The 17,101-nt window shown below is 64.2% G+C and carries 15 protein-coding genes; 11 read left to right on the top strand and 4 right to left on the bottom strand.

What is annotated here, in order from left to right:
- Positions 1-207 precede the first annotated feature (207 nt).
- Both NKK51_RS22105 and NKK51_RS22100 read right to left on the bottom strand, forming a co-directional pair.
- Positions 208-1,449, bottom strand: coding sequence for an ATP-binding protein (locus NKK51_RS22105; RefSeq protein WP_352554574.1), 1,242 nt, complete (start codon positions 1,447-1,449; stop codon positions 208-210).
- Positions 1,446-2,174 carry a response regulator gene (locus tag NKK51_RS22100; protein ID WP_352554573.1) on the bottom strand — a complete coding sequence of 243 codons (729 nt, stop codon included), beginning with the start codon at positions 2,172-2,174 and terminating at the stop codon, positions 1,446-1,448. Before NKK51_RS22100 ends, NKK51_RS22105 begins: the two co-directional genes overlap by 4 nt.
- A 212-nt stretch (positions 2,175-2,386) precedes the next feature.
- On the opposite strand from NKK51_RS22100, the gene NKK51_RS22095 reads away from it, so the two are divergent.
- The 7 genes from NKK51_RS22095 (at position 2,387) to NKK51_RS22065 (ending at position 12,005) form a co-directional block, all read left to right on the top strand.
- Positions 2,387-3,106 (top strand): hypothetical protein, encoded by a 720-nt coding sequence (locus tag NKK51_RS22095; protein ID WP_352554572.1) that lies wholly within the window; start codon positions 2,387-2,389, stop codon positions 3,104-3,106.
- 140 nt (positions 3,107-3,246) lie between these two features.
- Positions 3,247-3,495, top strand: coding sequence for a hypothetical protein (locus NKK51_RS22090; RefSeq protein WP_352554571.1), 249 nt, complete (start codon positions 3,247-3,249; stop codon positions 3,493-3,495).
- A gap of 242 nt (positions 3,496-3,737) precedes the next feature.
- Positions 3,738-5,009, top strand: coding sequence for an efflux RND transporter periplasmic adaptor subunit (locus tag NKK51_RS22085; protein ID WP_502895259.1), 1,272 nt, complete (start codon positions 3,738-3,740; stop codon positions 5,007-5,009).
- A gap of 3 nt (positions 5,010-5,012) precedes the next feature.
- Entirely contained in the window at positions 5,013-8,156 is a 3,144-nt protein-coding gene (locus tag NKK51_RS22080) for an efflux RND transporter permease subunit (protein WP_352554570.1), read from the top strand.
- Positions 8,157-8,168: 12 nt separating this feature from the next.
- Positions 8,169-9,659 carry an efflux transporter outer membrane subunit gene (locus tag NKK51_RS22075; RefSeq protein ID WP_352554569.1) on the top strand — a complete coding sequence of 497 codons (1,491 nt, stop codon included), beginning with the start codon at positions 8,169-8,171 and terminating at the stop codon, positions 9,657-9,659.
- Positions 9,660-9,825: 166 nt separating this feature from the next.
- Complete coding sequence (locus NKK51_RS22070) at positions 9,826-10,908, top strand: sensor histidine kinase (RefSeq protein WP_023814325.1); 1,083 nt, start codon at positions 9,826-9,828, stop codon at positions 10,906-10,908.
- A gap of 215 nt (positions 10,909-11,123) precedes the next feature.
- Complete coding sequence (locus tag NKK51_RS22065; protein ID WP_352554568.1) at positions 11,124-12,005, top strand: EamA family transporter; 882 nt, start codon at positions 11,124-11,126, stop codon at positions 12,003-12,005.
- 112 nt (positions 12,006-12,117) lie between these two features.
- On the opposite strand, the gene NKK51_RS22060 is transcribed toward NKK51_RS22065, so the two are convergent.
- Complete coding sequence (locus tag NKK51_RS22060; protein WP_352554567.1) at positions 12,118-12,597, bottom strand: autotransporter outer membrane beta-barrel domain-containing protein; 480 nt, start codon at positions 12,595-12,597, stop codon at positions 12,118-12,120.
- Positions 12,598-13,042: 445 nt separating this feature from the next.
- Between NKK51_RS22060 and NKK51_RS22055 the strand changes: the two genes are divergently transcribed.
- Positions 13,043-13,555: a hypothetical protein gene (locus NKK51_RS22055; RefSeq protein ID WP_352554566.1), complete on the top strand. Its 513-nt coding sequence runs from the start codon at positions 13,043-13,045 to the stop codon at positions 13,553-13,555.
- Positions 13,556-13,630: 75 nt separating this feature from the next.
- Here the strand turns inward: NKK51_RS22055 and NKK51_RS22050 are convergent, their stop codons facing one another.
- On the bottom strand, positions 13,631-13,828 hold the full coding sequence (locus NKK51_RS22050) for a helix-turn-helix transcriptional regulator (RefSeq protein WP_352554565.1): 198 nt from the start codon (positions 13,826-13,828) through the stop codon (positions 13,631-13,633).
- A gap of 101 nt (positions 13,829-13,929) precedes the next feature.
- Here NKK51_RS22050 and NKK51_RS32430 point away from each other — a divergent pair, with 101 nt between their 5' ends.
- The 3 genes from NKK51_RS32430 (at position 13,930) to NKK51_RS22035 (ending at position 16,979) form a co-directional block, all read left to right on the top strand.
- A complete protein-coding gene (locus NKK51_RS32430; RefSeq protein WP_502902477.1) occupies positions 13,930-14,424 on the top strand; it encodes a hypothetical protein in 495 nt (164 codons plus the stop codon).
- Between the two features lie 400 nt (positions 14,425-14,824).
- The gene (locus tag NKK51_RS22040) at positions 14,825-15,943 is read left to right on the top strand and encodes a helix-turn-helix transcriptional regulator (protein ID WP_352554564.1); all 1,119 of its coding nucleotides are present in this window, start codon (positions 14,825-14,827) and stop codon (positions 15,941-15,943) included.
- A 325-nt stretch (positions 15,944-16,268) separates the two neighbouring features.
- A complete protein-coding gene (locus NKK51_RS22035; protein WP_023814333.1) occupies positions 16,269-16,979 on the top strand; it encodes an outer membrane protein in 711 nt (236 codons plus the stop codon).
- Positions 16,980-17,101: the final 122 nt, after the last annotated feature.

Below are 17,101 nucleotides of genomic sequence, written 5' to 3'. Positions count from 1 at the left end.
CAATAAGATAGGCCTAATCATTTGTTAAACCAGGCGAAATTTCGGAGTCTGTATTTTTTTGCCGAGTGGATTGGCTCTGGTTGCGCCGAGAAATGGGCTGGAACCATTGGCTTTGCGCGGTGCAGCATCGTCGCCGTCTTTTTGCCGCAAGGCTCACTGCTCCCGAGGCAGGCATTCCGCCCAACGGGAACTCGCACGTAACGCCCCTCACACGGCCTCGAACACCACCGTCTGTTCCAGCCCGCCGCCCCGGCGGTTTTGCAGCGTCACGATGCCGCCGTAGCGCTCGATGATTTCCTTGGCGATGGCGAGGCCAAGACCGGCTCCGGGGACGGATTGCAGGCGGCCGGGGTCGACGCGGAAGAAGGGCTCGAACGCCTTGTTCAGGAGTTCCGTGGGTATGCCCGGGCCATGGTCAGATATGGTCAGCACGGCGCGATTGTCGGCTGTGGCCAGGTCGATGCGGCACGCCTTGCCATGGGTGGCGGCGTTGACGATCAGGTTGCGCAAGGCGCGGCGCAGGCCAAGCGCGCCGGCCCGCACGCAAACCTTGTCCAGGTGCCCGATCGAGACGGCATGGCCGAGCGATACCATCTCGGCTTTGATATCGCGCACCGTCTTTGCCAGGTCGACCGGTTCGACGGCGTCCTGGTTCACTTCTTCGCGCACCAGGCGGATGGCGCTATCGGCGATGCGGTCGAGTTCGTCGAGGTCGTGAAGCCATTTGTCGCGTTCGTCGTCGAGGAATTCGGCGCGCAGCCGCATGCGCGTCATCGGCGTTCGCAGATCATGGCCGGCGGCGGCGACCAGCCGCATTCGGCTTTCCATGGCGGTCCGCAGCCGCGACGAGAGCTGGTTCAGCGCATGCGCGGTGGCCTTGACCTCGGCCGAGCCCACTTCCGGCACCGCCGCCAGCACGCCGTCCGATCCGATCTTGGAGACGGCGGCCTCCAGCATCTCGAGCGGGCGGATCAGCACCGAGGTGAAATAGACCGACACCGCCGTGGCGCCGGCGACGATCAGCGAGATCCAGCCGGCCAAGACCAGCCATTCGCGCCTTGGCGGCTTGAGATGCGGCACCTCCATGATCGCCCAGCGGCGGTCAGGCAGGTGCATCGATGCGATCTGGCCGGGTTCGTCCGTCTTCTCGTTGACGACCGCCGGAAAGTCGAGGCCACGGCGGTGCAGGATGTCGTTGAGCATCGCCGTTTCCGCACGAGCCACCTTGCCGCCCGCCGGATGGTCGGCGAATTGCACCCGCAGGACGTCGGGGATCGGCCCCGGCAAAAGCCGCACCACCAGTTCCATCTGTTGGGCAATCCAGGGCACGGTCAGTTCCGGCGGCGGTCCGCCGCCGCGCACGCTGATGACGGCGGCCGTCGCCAGGCCGACGACGCCGACGATCGAGGCGACCAGCAGCAGGATGAGACGGCGGCGCAGCGAATTCACGCGTGGCTCTCCACGTTCTCGACGCGCGCGGTGAGTTGGTAGCCGCCATTACGCACGGTCTTGAACAGCGGCCCGTCGCCGGTGTCGGAAAATTTCCGGCGCAGCCGGCTCACCAGCACATCGACCGAACGCTCGAGCGGGTCGCGCTCGCGGCCTTGCGTCAGGTCGAGAAGCTGGTCGCGCGATAAAAGCCGGCCGGGGCGGTCGAGAAACACCTGCAAGAGGTCGAACTCGGCGCCCGTAAGGTCGACGGCCACGCCTTGTGCATCCGTCACCTTGCGGGTGTCCGGCTCCAGCCTGTAGCCGGCGAAGCGGTAGGTACGCGCGCGCGCGGAGGCGGGCGCCTCCTCGGGAGCCGAGCGCCTGAGCACGGCACGGATGCGGGCAATGAGCTCACGCGGGTTGAACGGCTTGCCGAGATAGTCGTCGGCGCCGAGTTCCAGGCCGATGATGCGGTCGACATCTTCTTTCAGCGCCGTCAGCAGGATGACCGGGATATGCGGCTTGCGGTCACGCAAGGCCCGGCAGATATCGAGCCCCGAGCCGTCCGGCAGCATGACGTCGAGCACGATCAGGTCGAACTGGCCCGCGCCCAGCCTCTGCTCGCATTCGCGCCGGTCCGCCGCAGCTGTGACACGAAAGCCCTGGCTGTCGAGATAGCGCTGGAGAAGCGTCCTGATCTCGCGGTCGTCGTCGACGACGAGGATATGGGGTTGTGACTGCATGACCGTACCCTTGCCTGTGGCCGCGATTATAGGGAGAGCCGCGTCCAAGCGGCACGGAAAAATTGCAACTGAATGTTTCCGGCAGGCCGTGGGAAACATTCAGTTACAAATTGCCCTCTTGCGGAAACCTTCGGCAATACGCCGACGCGAAGCGGACAAACACGCTTCCTATCCTCTCATTTGTCCGAAGCATGAGAGAAAGGAACACCGTCATGCGAAGCAGACTTCTTGCGCTCGGCCTGTTTTCCGTCGCCGCAATTCACCCCGTGCTGGCGGCACAGCGCGATCCGGGTGCCGCCCCCGGCGAGCCGCCACCGGTCATGGCCCAGCAGAGTGCGGCAATGCAGGATGGACCCGACCATGGCCCGATGGCCGGACCCGGCCCGCACGGGCCGATGCGGCATGGTCCGCAGGGGTTTGGCCCGCGAGGTTTTGGCCCGGAAGGCTTTGGCCCCCGCCGCATGGGTCCGCCGCCGGAATTCATGCTGGCCGCCCGGCTGGCCGCGCTCGAGACCCGCGTCGGCATCCGCTCCGAACAGCTCGACGCCTGGCGCGACTACACCAGCGCGCTGCAGGCCGTGCTGGCGCCGCCACGGCCCGATCATGGGCGGCCCGGTGGTCCTGATGGCTCCGGCGGTCCTGAAGCGAAGGGCTCCGACTCAGCCGGCCCTGACGGCAAGCGCGATCCCTTCGCCTTCCAGGAAAAACTGGCCGACGACGTCACGGCCCGCGCGGTTTCGGCCGGCAAGCTGAAAGACGCGATCGCGGCACTGCGCGCCAAGCTGACGCCCGAACAGCTCGAAATCCTCGCTTCGGCGGAACGTCCCCACGGACCACCCCCCGGTCCCTGGGGCGGTCCGCCGGATGATGCAGCCGGCCCCCGAGGTCTGCCCAACGATGGCAGTCCGCCGCCCCAGCCCGGGAACGGCTGAGAACTCTGACCGGCTGCGCCGGCCGGCCCGGTACCCAACCCGTTCTCGGGCCGGCCGGTCTCTTTCAGGGATGGCGGGCGTATCTTCGCCATCCCTATTTTTCAAATCATGCCCAGTTCAAATCAAACGGAAGCACGACGATGTGGGAAGTCATGATACTGCTGCGGCTGCTCGCATCCGCCAGCCCGAGATTGTCACTCGACCATGCCGGACGCGGTCTTCCGCTGTCCGGACGCGGTCTTCCGCTGTCCGGACGCGGCCTGCCACTGGCTCTGCCGGCCGACACGCTGAAGGGCGCGATCCGCCTGCGCTTCGCCGCCTGGCGGGTGCCGCTTCCGCTCTCGCAGCCGCTCGACAATCATGGACATCATGACCGCAAGATCGCGTGAACTCCGGCAAGGCGCTTGGCATGTCCTCGCTGATCGGCATAATGATGTTGGTGGGCATCGCGGCCAGCTACTCGACCTTCGAGCAGCTCCGGCCGACGAGAAGGAGCGCGACATGAGCCGCTTCGAAGCATTGCTCGTCGCCGCCCGCCGACGGGTGCGGCCTATCATCATATGGATCGGCATGCCCTCGACCAAGCGGTCCATTGCCAGCGCGTACGCAACTCCAGGGAAAGATCCAGGCCATGATTTCCAAGTCTAGCCAGCCTCGTTTTTCGGCGCGCCGTCTGGCGCCCTGGGCCGCGATGTTCGCCGCCACTCTTCTGCTGGCGGCCTGCTCGCAGGAGGGCAGCGCCCCCGCCGGCATGGGCGCGCCCGGCAAACCGGAAGTCGGTGTCGTCACCTTGCATCCGCAATCGGTGGCGATCACCGCCGAGCTGTCGGGACGCACGGCGGCCTCGCTGGTTGCCGAGGTGCGCCCGCAAGTGAACGGCATCATCCAGCAGCGCCTGTTCAAGGAGGGCAGCGAGGTGGCGGCTGGACAGCCGCTCTACCTCATCGATCCGGCGAGCTACAAAGCGTCGTATGACAGCGCGGTCGCCGCACAGCAGAAGGCGCAAGCGGCGGTGCCCACCGCACAGGCCAAGTTCGACCGTTATGCCGGTCTGTTGAAGCAGAACGTTGTTTCCAAACAGGATTATGACGATGCCGCCGCCACGCTGGCGCAGGCGCAAGCCGATGTCGCCTCGGCCAAGGCCAGTGCCGAGACGGCGCGCATCAGCCTCGACCGGACCTCGATCACCGCGCCGATCGCCGGCCGCATCGACAAGTCCACGCTGACGCCGGGTGCGCTGGTGACCGCCAACCAGGACACTGTGCTGACCACCATCCGTGCCCTCGATCCGATCAATGTCGACGTCACACAGTCGAGCACCAACCTGCTCAACCTGCGCCAGGCGATCTCGGAAGGGCGGCTGAAGTTCAGCGGCCCCAATGTCAGCGTCAAGCTGAAGCTCGAGAACGGCACCATCTACACACAGACCGGCAAGCTGGAATTCGCCGGCGCCAATGTCGACCAGACCACCGGCACCTTCGCGCTCAGGGCCGAATTCCCCAATCCAGACCGCCTGCTTTTGCCCGGCATGTATGTGCGGGCGCTGGTCGAGGAGGGCGTCGCGCAGAATAGTTTCCTGGTGCCGCAGCGCGCCGTCAGCCGCAACACCAAGGGCGAGGCCACCGCCATGGTCATCAATGCGCAGGGCAAGGTCGAGACGCGCGTGCTCGCAGTGCGCAACAGCGTCGGTAACAACTGGCTGGTGGATTCGGGTGTCGGCGACGGCGACCGCGTCATCGTCGAGGGCATGCAGCTGGTGCGCCCCGGCGGCGACGCGACGGGCGTCGAAGTGACGATCGACGAGACGACAGGCGAGGTCAAGGACCGCGGGCAGGGCACTTCCGCCGCGCCCGCCGCGTCCAACGCTGCCAAACCGGCGCCTGCCGCCGCGACCGGGAACTGAGCGATGTCCGTATTCTTCATCAACCGGCCGATCTTCGCCTGGGTGATCGCCATCGTGATCATGCTGGGCGGGCTTCTGGCGCTCACCTCGCTGCCGATCTCGCAATATCCGCAGATCGCGCCGACCACGGTCAATATCAGCGCCACCTATCCGGGCGCCGACGCGCAGACCGTCGAGAACTCGGTGACCAAGGTCATCGAGCAAGGCATGACCGGCATCGACAATCTCGACTACATGACGGCGACGTCGACCTCGACCGGTTCGGCCTCGATCACGCTGACCTTCACCACATCAGCCGATCCCGACACCGCCCAGGTGCAGACGCAAAACAAGCTGCAACTGGTGCAGTCACAGCTGCCGCAGGTGGTGCAAAGCAATGGCATCACCGTCTCCAAATCCTCGACCGGCTTCCTGATGGTCATCGGCTTCGTCTCGACCGACGGCAAGATGAACTCTACCGATCTCGCCGACTATGTCGACGCCACCGTCAACGACACGCTGAAGCGCGTCGAGGGCGTCGGCTCGACGCAGCTGTTCGGCTCCGGCTATGCCATGCGCATCTGGCTCGACCCGGACCAACTCGCCAAATACGCCCTGATGCCGAGCGACGTGGCTACCGCCATCGAAGCGCAGAACACGCAGGTTTCGGCCGGCCAGCTCGGCGGCCTGCCGGCGCGCAAGGGCCAGCAGCTCAATGCCACGGTGACGGCCAAGAGCCGGCTGCAGACCGCCGAACAGTTCCGCAACATCATCCTGAAGAGCCAGACGGACGGCTCGCTGGTACGCCTCAACGACGTCGCCACCGTCGAACTCGGCGCCGAAAGCTATACGACGCAGGCCAATTACAACGGCAAGCCGGCGGCGGGCGTCGCCGTCAACTTGGCGACCGGCGCCAATGCCATCAACACCGCCGAAGCGGTGCGTTCGACGATCGCCCGGCTGAGCTCGACCTTCCCGCAAGGCGTCGAGGTCGTCTATCCCTACGACACTTCGCCTTTCGTGCGGCTGTCGATCGAGGAGGTGGTCAAGACGCTGGCCGAAGCGATCGTGCTGGTGTTCCTGGTGATGTTCATCTTCCTGCAGAATTTGCGCGCCACCATCATCCCGACGATTGCCGTGCCGGTGGTGCTGCTCGGCACGTTCGGCGTGCTGTCGCTGTTCGGCTATTCCGTCAACACGCTGACCATGTTCGCCATGGTGCTGGCGATCGGCCTGCTGGTCGACGACGCCATCGTCGTGGTCGAGAATGTCGAACGCGTGATGCAGGAAGAGGGCCTGCCGCCGAAAGAGGCGACGCGCAAGTCGATGCACGAAATCACCGGCGCGCTGATCGGCATCGCCACCGTGCTTTCGGCCGTGTTCGTGCCGATGGCTTTCTTCGGCGGTTCGACCGGCATCATCTACCGGCAATTCTCGGTGACCATCGTCTCGGCGATGGTGCTGTCCGTGCTGGTCGCACTGGTGCTGACGCCCGCACTTTGCGCCACGATCCTGCGGCCGCCCAAGGACCATGCGACGCAGACCGGTCCGTTCGGCTGGTTCAACCGCGTCTTCGATCGCGGCACGCTTGCCTATCGCGACGGCTCGCACGGCATCATCAACCGGTCCTGGCGCTTCCTCGTCGTGTTCCTGGCCATCGTCGTTGCCGTGGGCTGGATGTTTGCCCGGCTGCCGAGTTCGTTCCTGCCGGAAGAGGACCAGGGCATCCTGATCACCAGCGTGCAGCTGCCGGTCGGCGCGACGCAGGATCGCACGGAGCGCGTGCTGGCAGAGGTGACCAACCATTATCTCAACCAGGAGAAGGACGTCGTCGACGGGGTGTTCACCGCCTCCGGCTTCGGCTTCGGCGGCGCAGGGCAGAATGTCGGCATCGCTTTCGTGCGGCTGAAGGATTTCGACCTGCGCAAATCGCCGGCTTCGGCCGCACAGGCAATCGCCGGCCGGGCGATGGGCGCGTTTTCGAAGATCAGGGATGCTCAGGTCTTTGCGCTTGCGCCTCCGGCCATCCAGGGCTTCGGCAACACCAACGGCTTCGACTTCTACCTGCAGGACGTCAACGGCGCTGGCCATGACGCGCTGATCCAGACGCGCAACCAGCTTCTGGCCCTGGCCGGGCAGAGCAAGCTGCTCGCCAACACAAGGCCCAACGGGCAGGAAGACCAGCCGCAATTCTCGGTCGACATCGACCAGGAAAAAGCCAGCGCGCTGGGCGTCAGCCTGGCCGACATCAACAACACGCTTTCCACCGCCTGGGGCAGCGACTACGTCAACGACTTCATCGATCGCGGGCGGGTGAAACCGGTCTATCTGCAGTCGGACCCGAACTTCCGCATGCAGCCGGAAGACCTGGACAAATGGCAGGTCCGCAATGCCAGCGGGGCAATGGTGCCGTTCTCGGCCTTTGCTTCCAGCCATTGGACATTCGGTTCGCCCAGGCTGGAGCGCTACAATGGGTCGGCGGCGGTCGAGATCCAGGGCGCGGCGGCCACGGGCATCAGCTCGGGTGCCGCCATGGACGAGATCGACAAGCTTGTCGCGCAACTGCCCGCCGGCTATTCCCACGAATGGACAGGGCTGTCGCACCAGGAGAAGCTTTCCGGCAACCAGGCACTGTCGCTCTATGCGATCTCGGCACTGGTCGTGTTCCTGTGCCTGGCAGCACTTTACGAGAGCTGGTCGATCCCGTTCGCGGTCATGCTCTCGGTGCCGATCGGCATCTTCGGCGCGCTGCTGGCGGCGAGCCTGTTCGGCCAGTCCAACGACGTCTATTTCAAGGTCGGCCTGCTGACCACGATCGGCCTTGCCGCCAAGAACGCCATCCTCATCGTCGAGTTCGCCATCGAGCGGCAGACCGCCGGGATGGGTCTCGTCGAGGCGACGCTTGAGGCGGCGCGACAACGATTGCGGCCGATCCTTATGACGTCGCTGGCCTTCATCCTCGGCGTGCTGCCGTTGGCGATCGCCAGCGGTGCGGGCTCCGGCGCGCAGAACTCCGTCGGCATCGGCGTCATGGGCGGCATGATCGCGGCGACCGTGATCGGCGTCTTCCTGGTGCCGCTGTTGTTCGTCACCGTGCGGCGCATCTTCAAGGGCAGGGCGGTCAAACCAGATACGGGCGAGACGCCGGTGACGGCCAACCAGCAATAAGGAAAACTTCACATGACAGGCTTGGAACGTGGCTCGGTGGCCGCGAGGCGGCTCCTTGCGCCTATGCTTACCACTGTCCTGCTCGCGGGATGCGTCGTCGGTCCGGATTATCAGACGCCGATATTGGCGATGCCTGCAAGCTGGAGCGGCCAGAAGCCGACAAAGCCTGCCCAGCCGGCGCAACTGTCGAAATGGTGGCAGCGGCTGCGCGATCCCGAGTTGAACACGCTTGTCGAGGAAGCGGTTGCCGGCAATCTCGATGTCGCCACCGCCAAGGCCAGGATCCGCGAGGCGCGCGCCAGCTATCGCCAGAGTGCAGGCACGTTGCTGCCGTCGGCCGAGGGCTCCGGCTCGGTCTCCCGCAACAAGTCGTCAGAAGCCACGTCTGGCTCTGATGCCACCTACAGCGAGTATCAGGCCGGCTTTGACGCCAGCTGGGAACTCGACCTGTTCGGCGCCAACCGCAGGGGCGTCGAGGCCGCGCGTTACGGGCTGGACGCCTCGCAGGAGGAACTGCGCTCGACGCTTCTCACCCTGGTCGGCGATGTCGCTTCCTATTATACCCAGGCGCGCGGCTACCAGGCCCGCATCGCGCTCGCCCGGCGCTCGGCCGCGTCGCAAAGGCAGACCGCCGAACTTACCCGCACCATGGCGCAGGCGGGCACGGCGACCGCCGCCGATGTCGCCAAGGCGATGGGGCAGGCAGCGAGCACCGAAGCCGCGGTGCCGACGCTGGAGGCAAGCTATGCCCAGGCCGTGCATCGTCTCGCGGTGCTGGCCGGCCGGCCGCCTGCCTGGCTCAGCGAGCGGCTGAAGCGGGTCGCCCCGATCCCTGCACCACGCCTGCCGATGCCCACCGGAATTCCCGCCGACCTCCTGCTGTCGCGGCCCGATTTGCGCATGGCGGAGCGCCAATATGCGCAATACACCGCCAAGATCGGCCAGGCAGAGGCCGCCCGCTATCCCTCGGTCAGCCTGACGGGAGACATCAGCACGGCGGCGCTGAAGCTTGGCGATCTCGGCAAGGATTCGTCGATTGGCTGGTCGTTCGGGCCGACGCTCAGCGTGCCGGTGTTCAATGCCGGCCAATTGCAGGCCGCCGTCGAGGTCGCCACGGCGCAGCGCGATCAATATTTCATCGCATATCGGTCTTCGGTGCTGACGGCGCTCGAGGATGTCGAGAATGCGCTGGTGCTGTTGTCGCAGGAGCGCATCCGGATCGGCAAGCTCGCCTCGTCGGCGAGGTCCTATGGCGAGGCGGCAAGTCTCGAAGGCACGCTCTACAAGGCCGGCGAGACAAGCCTTCTCGATGTGCTCGACGCCCAGCGCTCTCTCTACTCGGCCGAGGACTCGCTGCTGCAAAGCCGCGTCCTGCTGGCGACCAACTACATCGCCCTCAACAAGGCGCTCGGCGGCGGCTGGGACGGTGCGGTCGACAGTACCAAGCCTGAGGTCGTCGACGTCAAAACCGGTCCACGGCTGGCGTCGAAGCCGGCGGCCTGAGCGGTTTCCAAGGCCTCGGTCAAGTATTTCGAGGCGGCTACGCAGATTTCGAGATTGTGCGACACACCGCTCGTGGCGGCGCGTGAAATGCCGCCTCGTGCTTTGGCGATGGCGGCGTGATCGCATCGCTGTTATTGATGGTGATCACACAGCACAGGCGTCGCAGATGACATCCGATACACAGAAGGCCGAAGCGGTCGGGCAGCTGCTCGAAACGCCGGACCTTGCCAGCGCGCTGGAAAGCGAACAGTTCAAGAAGTTCCTCGACCAGGTGCCGATCGCCATTGCCGTCTCCGACCTCGGTGCGAAGGAGCGTGTCGTCTATGCCAATCCGGAATTCGAGAAACTGTCCGGCCTCAAGGCGGCGACGCTCGCTCGGCAACACTGGGCGGCGCTTTCCGGCACCGGCCTGCACAAGCAGAAGGGCCGGCCGCTGTTCGAGGCCGTGGTCGAGGACACCGATTTCATCGGCACGTTCCGGCTGGAGCGGAAGGAAGACCAACAGGCGATCGTCGACGTCTATTCCAATGTCATCGAGGACGACAATGGCAAGGCCTGCTTCCGGCTGGTGGCGCTGGTCGACGTCTCTGCCCATGGCGAAACCGAAGATGCGCGATCGATCGATGAGCGCATCCGCGAGAAGGACACGCTGCTGCGCGAACTGCAGCACCGGGTGAAGAACAATCTGCAGATGATCACCGCACTGATCCGGATGGAGACGCGAAACGCGGCCGAGCCGGACCAGAAGCGTTTCGAGAGGCTGGCAGGGCGCGTCGACGCGCTGGCGATCCTCTACCAGACGCTGTCGGGGGACGATGGCAAGGATGAGGTCGATCTTGGCGTCTATCTCAGCCAGATCGCGTCGGCGGTGATGAACTCGCATGCGGTCGAGGGCATCCGCCTCGACATGAAGGTCGACACCTATCCGGTGTCGATCAATGTCGCCATGCCGACCGGACTGGTGGTGAACGAACTTTTGACCAATGCGCTCAAACATGCCTTCCAGGGGCGAGACGGCGGCACGATCACGCTGCACAGCATCGTCGACGGTGATGGCTGCCGCATCGTGATCGCCGATGACGGCATCGGCCTGCCGGACGGCGAGACCTGGCCCAAGAGCGGCAAGCTCGGCGCGCTGATCGCCCGCTCGCTAACCGAGAATGCCAGGGCGGAGTTCGACGTGAAGTCGAGCGCTGCCGAGGGTACGCGGGTCACCATCGTCTTCAAGCGCTCGGCTGCCACCGCCTAAAGCGTTGTCGTTGCGCTCTCACACCTACAGGATCATCTCCAGCTATTCCTTGTCCGCCGCGGAAATGAACGCTTCGCGGCCCGGGAGGCTCATAGCGTGCCTGCAGTCCTTGCCCCAGCAGCCAGTTGCGGCTGCCTCACGACAGGTCGGCCGGTTCGCCCTATCTCCATGCCGCCGGTCGGGTTTGGACCAGGCGGTATGGAGGATGGGATCACGTGACATCGACCCCGATTGCCAGTCGCGAAGCGGCGCCCTTACCGGTCGCGGCACTGATGGGCGCCATGGTGTCGATCCAGATCGGCGCCACCTTCGCCAAGGGCCTGTTCCCGCAGATCGGCGCGCAAGGCACGACGACGCTCAGGCTGGTCATCGGTGCGCTGATGCTGATCGCGGTGCTGCGGCCCTGGCAGATGCGGCCCTCGCGTGCCACCATGCCGTGGCTGGTCGCCTATGGGGTGACGCTCGCCGCGCTCAACCTCCTGTTCTACGCAGCGTTGGCCAGGATCCCACTCGGCATCGCGGTGGCGCTGGAGTTTACCGGCCCGCTTCTGGTGGCGACCTTGAGCTCGCGGCGCGCCAGCGACTTTGCCTGGATCGCGCTGGCGGTGGCCGGCATCCTGCTGTTGTCGCCCTTCGTTCATTCCCTCGCGCCGCTTGATCCGATCGGGGTGATGCTGGCGCTGGCGGCCGGCGGGTTTTGGGCGCTCTACATCGTGCTGGCCCAGAAGGCCGGCGCGGAGCTTGGCACTCGCACCACCGCCTACGGCATGGCCATCGCCGCCGTGCTGGTGCTGCCCTTCGGTGTGGCACAGGCGGGAACCGCGCTGCTGGCGCCGTCGATCCTGGTCAGCGCGCTGCTGGTCGGCCTGTTTTCCAGCGCGTTGCCATTCTTCCTGGAGATGGTGGCGCTGACCCGCATGCCGGCGCGCATCTACGGCACGCTGACCTGCCTGGAGCCGGGGCTGGGCGCACTGGCCGGCTTCCTGTTCCTGCATGAAAGCCTGACCGTAACGCAACTGGCCGGGATCGCAGCCGTCGTTGTCGCCGCCTTCGGCACGGCGCTGACATCACGGCCGCCAGTGCCGTCGCCGGAGTAGGGTGGGGCGGAGTAGGGTGGGAGGGATATGCGGGATCGTGCCGTAAAGCCGGTCCCGTCGCCGACCGCCGTTCGGGCGTTGCCTTTGTCCGGCCGGCGCGCTTCGTTGCTGTTCAGAACTTCACGGCGAGATCGACCTTGGCGCCCTGATCGACCGTGCCGCCGCCGAATTGGCCGGAATAGGACAGGCCTAGCGTCGCGTTGGCCGACATGTTGAAGTCGAGCCCAGCCTCGACGATGGCGCTGTCCCTGGCGATCGGCACGCCGGCGATGGTGAAGTGATCGCCGCCGGCGAAGGCGAAGCTGGAGGTCGGCGTGACGTCGCCGAACGCGTGGCGCCAGCCGAGCATGCCGCGCGCCGTGGCGTTCATGCCGCCGAGCGCGAAATCGGTCGAACCGCGCAGGCCCAGCGTGGTGAAGGTCGCATCATCGTTCGAGCCGGCGCTGGTCAGTGCCGCATCGCCACCGTCTTCGGTGAAGCCATCGGTATGGACGCGTGGGCGACAAGTTCTGATAGTTGCGGTCGTTGGGTGCGTCAGCGGGAAATGTCGTGTCGGTGGTGGAGGTCGTGTCGCATTGGACAGTGACGGCACCGACGAGACAATCCGCCCAGGCTTGGCCGGACGCCAGCAGACTCACGCCCGCGGCCGCAGCAATCCCGATGGCGGATCGCAGCGCAAGCTGGCTCGCCTGTGAACGCAGGTTGCTCTGTCGGGCTGAATTCGAGGGGGTCTGGCTTAGGTCCGAAGGCCTAAGACCGGCGGAATCTTGAACACGCCCCATGATTTGCCCCTCGCAGCCAATTCATGCGACCCCGGATCAGTCCGGGGCTGACTTGCCTGATAGAAATCTCTAATGTGATGCTTGGAGTTATGTCAACTGAGTACCTGAGAAAGATACCAAATACAAAACGTTCCATTCCAAACTCTTCTTCGAGGAATAACTAGCAACGCTATCGTGCAGACGTCACTGTGAGCTTCTCAAATTTCGATTTCGAATCGCTGAACGTCGTACGGGAGTGGTTCAGTTGCGAGGGCGGTGTTTTATTTCTGGAATCAACCGGCCAAATTTAAAAAACTTAAGTCAACCCTTGTCCAGGACGGCACTGAAGTTGTCACCTGGCGCACAAGTATTTCCGGCTCTGGACAGACCGTGATCTGGTCCAATACGGTGCGTGTCGAAATGAAGACTGCGATTGTGGAAAAGCCCGGTCGTTCCTTGCAAAAGAACGTCTTCTCATCGGCGGATTTGCCGTCGCATCTGGATCATCGCGCGCGCTTCGCGCTTGGCAGGACATTCGCCGGCGATGGTGAAGAGATCGCCGCCGGCAAAAGCGAACGTCGAGGTCGGCGTGACATCACCGAAGGCATGGCGTCAGCCGAGCATGCCGCGCGCCGTCGCCTTGATTCGCCGAGGCCCAAATCGGTGGAAGCACGCAGGCTGAGCGTGATGAAGGTGGCGTCGGTGGTTGAATTCGCGCTGGTCAGCGCCGCAGATCCGCCCGTTTCGCTGAAGCCGTCGATCGGCCATCGCATTCGGAGGCGCCATTGATCGCCGCGGGATCTCGGCTTTTGACGGAGAGGTAATCGGAATCGAGTCGTGTGTAGGTTTCCGGGTATCCGGATTTTATCTGGCGCTCGTCGGCGTGTAGCCGAAGCGGCGGCGAAAGCAGCGATTGAAGTACGACACATCGCTGAAGCCACTGGTCATGGCAATTTCGCTGACGCGCATCTCGCCATTCTGTCTCTGCGAAAGCATTTTGTGGGCCGTCTGCAGGCGCAGTTCGAGAACACGCTCGGAGAAGCTGATACCCGACTTCTGCAAAAGATTGTGAACATAGCGCGCCGACAGGCCGAGTTCCTGTGCGACGCCTTGCGCCGAGATGCCGGCTTGGCGAAATTGTCCGCGATCTTCACCAGGACCGCTTGCAACCTGGCTGCCCGCAGACCGCGCAAGCCGGCCAGTTCGGCAACCTCACCCTTGGCGCCTGTCACCAGGCCGATCAGATCGACGATCGTTTCCGTCGCGTGCGCAATCAGATCGGGCGAGATGAGAGGGCGGCCGGTTTCAAGAAGTTGGCAATAACGCTTGAGAAGATCGAGAGCTTCGTTCTCGGCGCCGATCTTCAACGCCAGCCTGTCGTCGATCTGCGGGAAGGCCCGTGCGAGGACGCTGCGCGGGACCACCACGTTTGTCCACACATTGCTGTGGGCGCCGGCCATTTTCAGCGCTTCCGATGCTGTGACCAGCACCGCTTCTCCCTGCCCGACATCATAGTCGCGGCCGGCCTGGACGCCGGTCAACAGTGTGTCGGATTTGTTGATCAGCAGGAGATAACCGCCGTTGCCGTCATCGGCGATATTGCTCGCGTTCCTCGTCGCATGCTTGATCGTTCCGGACATCTGGCCAAGAACCAGTGATCCGACAGCTGTGGCTTCGATCGCAGCTTCGAAAGGCAGGTTGTCCGACATGCCGTATTCGACCGACCATATCTGCGCGACATGGATGTCTTGCCAGAGGGAAAATCGATCGCGATCATTGAGATGCGACGGCAGTTGAGCCGATGAAAACACCGTCTTTCGTGACAATGGAACACCCCGATACCCACAGCTTCAGAGAATATCGAAACGAAATGTTTCCTGATCTGGAACATTGATCGTTTGGCGTTCAACTGATCGAATTAGATATATAATCCAGCATGATCACGCATGGCGTCACCCGAAAGTATGACGCGGCAAATCCTCCGAGGTGAGATTGCCTCTTTTACAACGAACGGCGGCCCGCCATCCGGGGAGGTGGGCACGTCAGGAAACTGGGGGCGTGGTGGAGAGACTGAGCAGCGAAGTCCTTTCGTCGATCCTCGGCGATATCTACGATTGCGTTTTGAATCCGGAAGGCTGGGCCGGGGTAATGATCCGGATTACGGAGGCTGTAGACGCAGCCTATACCACCGTCGCGCTTGCCAGCACTGCCGGCAATCATGGCCGCTTCGCGGCCCAATCGCCCTGGGATCCCGTGCAAATGCGCGTGCTCCAGGAGGACTATGACTTTGACGCAATTCCCGGACTGAAGGCCGCGGTTGTCGGCGACATCGACACACCCGTTGCGACGCTGTCGCATATGAGCGAAGCCGAACTCCAGCAGACGCCATTTTTCCAGAATTGGGCCAAACCGCAGGGATTGCGCGAAGCCTGCATCACCAAATTCGTCCATACGCCGGACCGGATCGGGCTCATGGGCTGCACTACGCGGGCCGACAGGGGAATCATATCAGCTGAAGAACAGCGCTTCCTGGCATTGCTCTCGCCGCACCTGCGCCGTGCGTCGCTGATTGGAGATCTGCTCGATCAGGCTCGCGTTACCGCCGACCTTTACCGCCAGGCGCTCGATCATCTCGCCGTGCCTGTCGTGCTTACCGGCGCCAACGGAGCAATCCTCCATGCGAATGGGGCTGCCGAACGGATGTTTTCGCTGCAAGGGCCCATTTTTTCCAGGAACGGTCTGCTCCAGGTGCAGAATTCGGCGGTGGCCCGCGCCCTGCTGGATGCAATCGCCAGTGCCGCGAGCGCGGATGCCTCGCTTGGCTCCCGCGGTATAGGCCTGCCCATTTCGGCCCCAGGTCAGCCCCCCGCCGTCGCCTATATATTGCCGTTGACCGAAGGAACCGCACGCGCTGCTTTCCGGCCCGCATGTGCCGCCGTCTTCATTTCGACCACGACGTCTTCTTCTCCACTCCCGGAAGCCGTTCTCGCCACTCTGTTCGACCTTACGCCCGCGGAGGCGCGGGTCCTGCTGCACATCGGCAGCGGATTGTCCGCGTCGAAGAGCGCGCTGGCGCTCGGTGTCGGCGAAAACACTTTGAAGACCCACCTCAACCGCATCTTCGCCAAAACCGGTACGAGACGCCAAGCCGATCTCGTCAAACTCGTTTCGACATAGGCACGCCGCTGGCAGCTCAGTGAAGGGCGCCGATCGCCGGGGACCCAACATCCTCGTCGACGCGCACCTCGATGAACGCGCGCCAGCCGTAGCGGGAATGGTTGCCGTCAGGCTCCGCGCTGGGCAGTGCCAGCTGGTGTCATTCGACTGAGGCTGAATGGCCACACCGGCCGAAAAAGCGTGGCATTGCATTTCAGGACAATTCGCGTGCGGCCCAGCCCAAGACACGTCCGACGGACAATGCGACATCGGGGCGGCGACAACACCGGATCTCCGCGAGGCATTCGCGGCGGGGACCACAACATTCTTGGGGCGGTAGACAACAATGAAAACTCTTCTTCTCGCAACGGCCTTGATTCTCGCGCCGCTCGGTATGGCGTGTGCGGCTGATATCAATGAGGTTTCGCCTGTTGCATCCGGCTACGACTGGTCCGGACTCTATGCCGGCGTCGACATCGGCTACGCGGCCGGAAAATCCAATCTGTTCATCGCCGGCGGCGGACTGGGCGGGGCCACCGATCTCAATGTCTCCACCGATCCGAACGGATTTATCGGCGGTGTCCATATAGGCGCCAATTACCAGATGGAGAACAGCTTCGTGATCGGCGCCGAGGCCGACATTGTGTACAGCAATATAGATGGGCTGACGGCCCTCGACGCCGGCGGCGGCGGTGTCACCACCTTGCTCAAGAGCGAACTCAAATGGTCGGGGTCGGCGCGGTTGCGGGCCGGCTATGCTTTCGATCGGACCTTGCCCTACATCACTGCCGGCGTCGCCGCGGCCAAGTATGAGCTTATTGCGGTCAGCGCCGGTGGCCCTGCCGCCGAAGTAACGCTCCACAGCGACAGCCATGTCGGCTGGACCGTTGGCGCCGGCATCGAGCACGCCTTCACCGACAAGTGGATCGCTCGAGCCGAATATCGCTACTCGGATTTCGGCAGCCAGGACCTCTCGGTAGCCGCCGGCCTGCCCACGGAAACCCATGTCGACCTCCAGACGCAGGATATCCGGGTCGGGCTCAGCTACAAGTTCTGATTGCTGGTGCTCCAAATCTCCCTCGGGAGATGGCCGGCAGGCCAGGGGCGGCGGGGCTCGGCCTGCTGCCGCAGACGGGGTCGGCGCACTACACGCGGCGACCCCCCTCTGTTGCCTCTGGC

The organism is Mesorhizobium sp. M0011, assembly GCF_040324155.1.
GTDB lineage: Bacteria > Pseudomonadota > Alphaproteobacteria > Rhizobiales > Rhizobiaceae > Mesorhizobium.
Note: the sequence above shows the minus strand (reverse complement) of the source record. Positions and strands in the feature narration are given on the sequence as shown.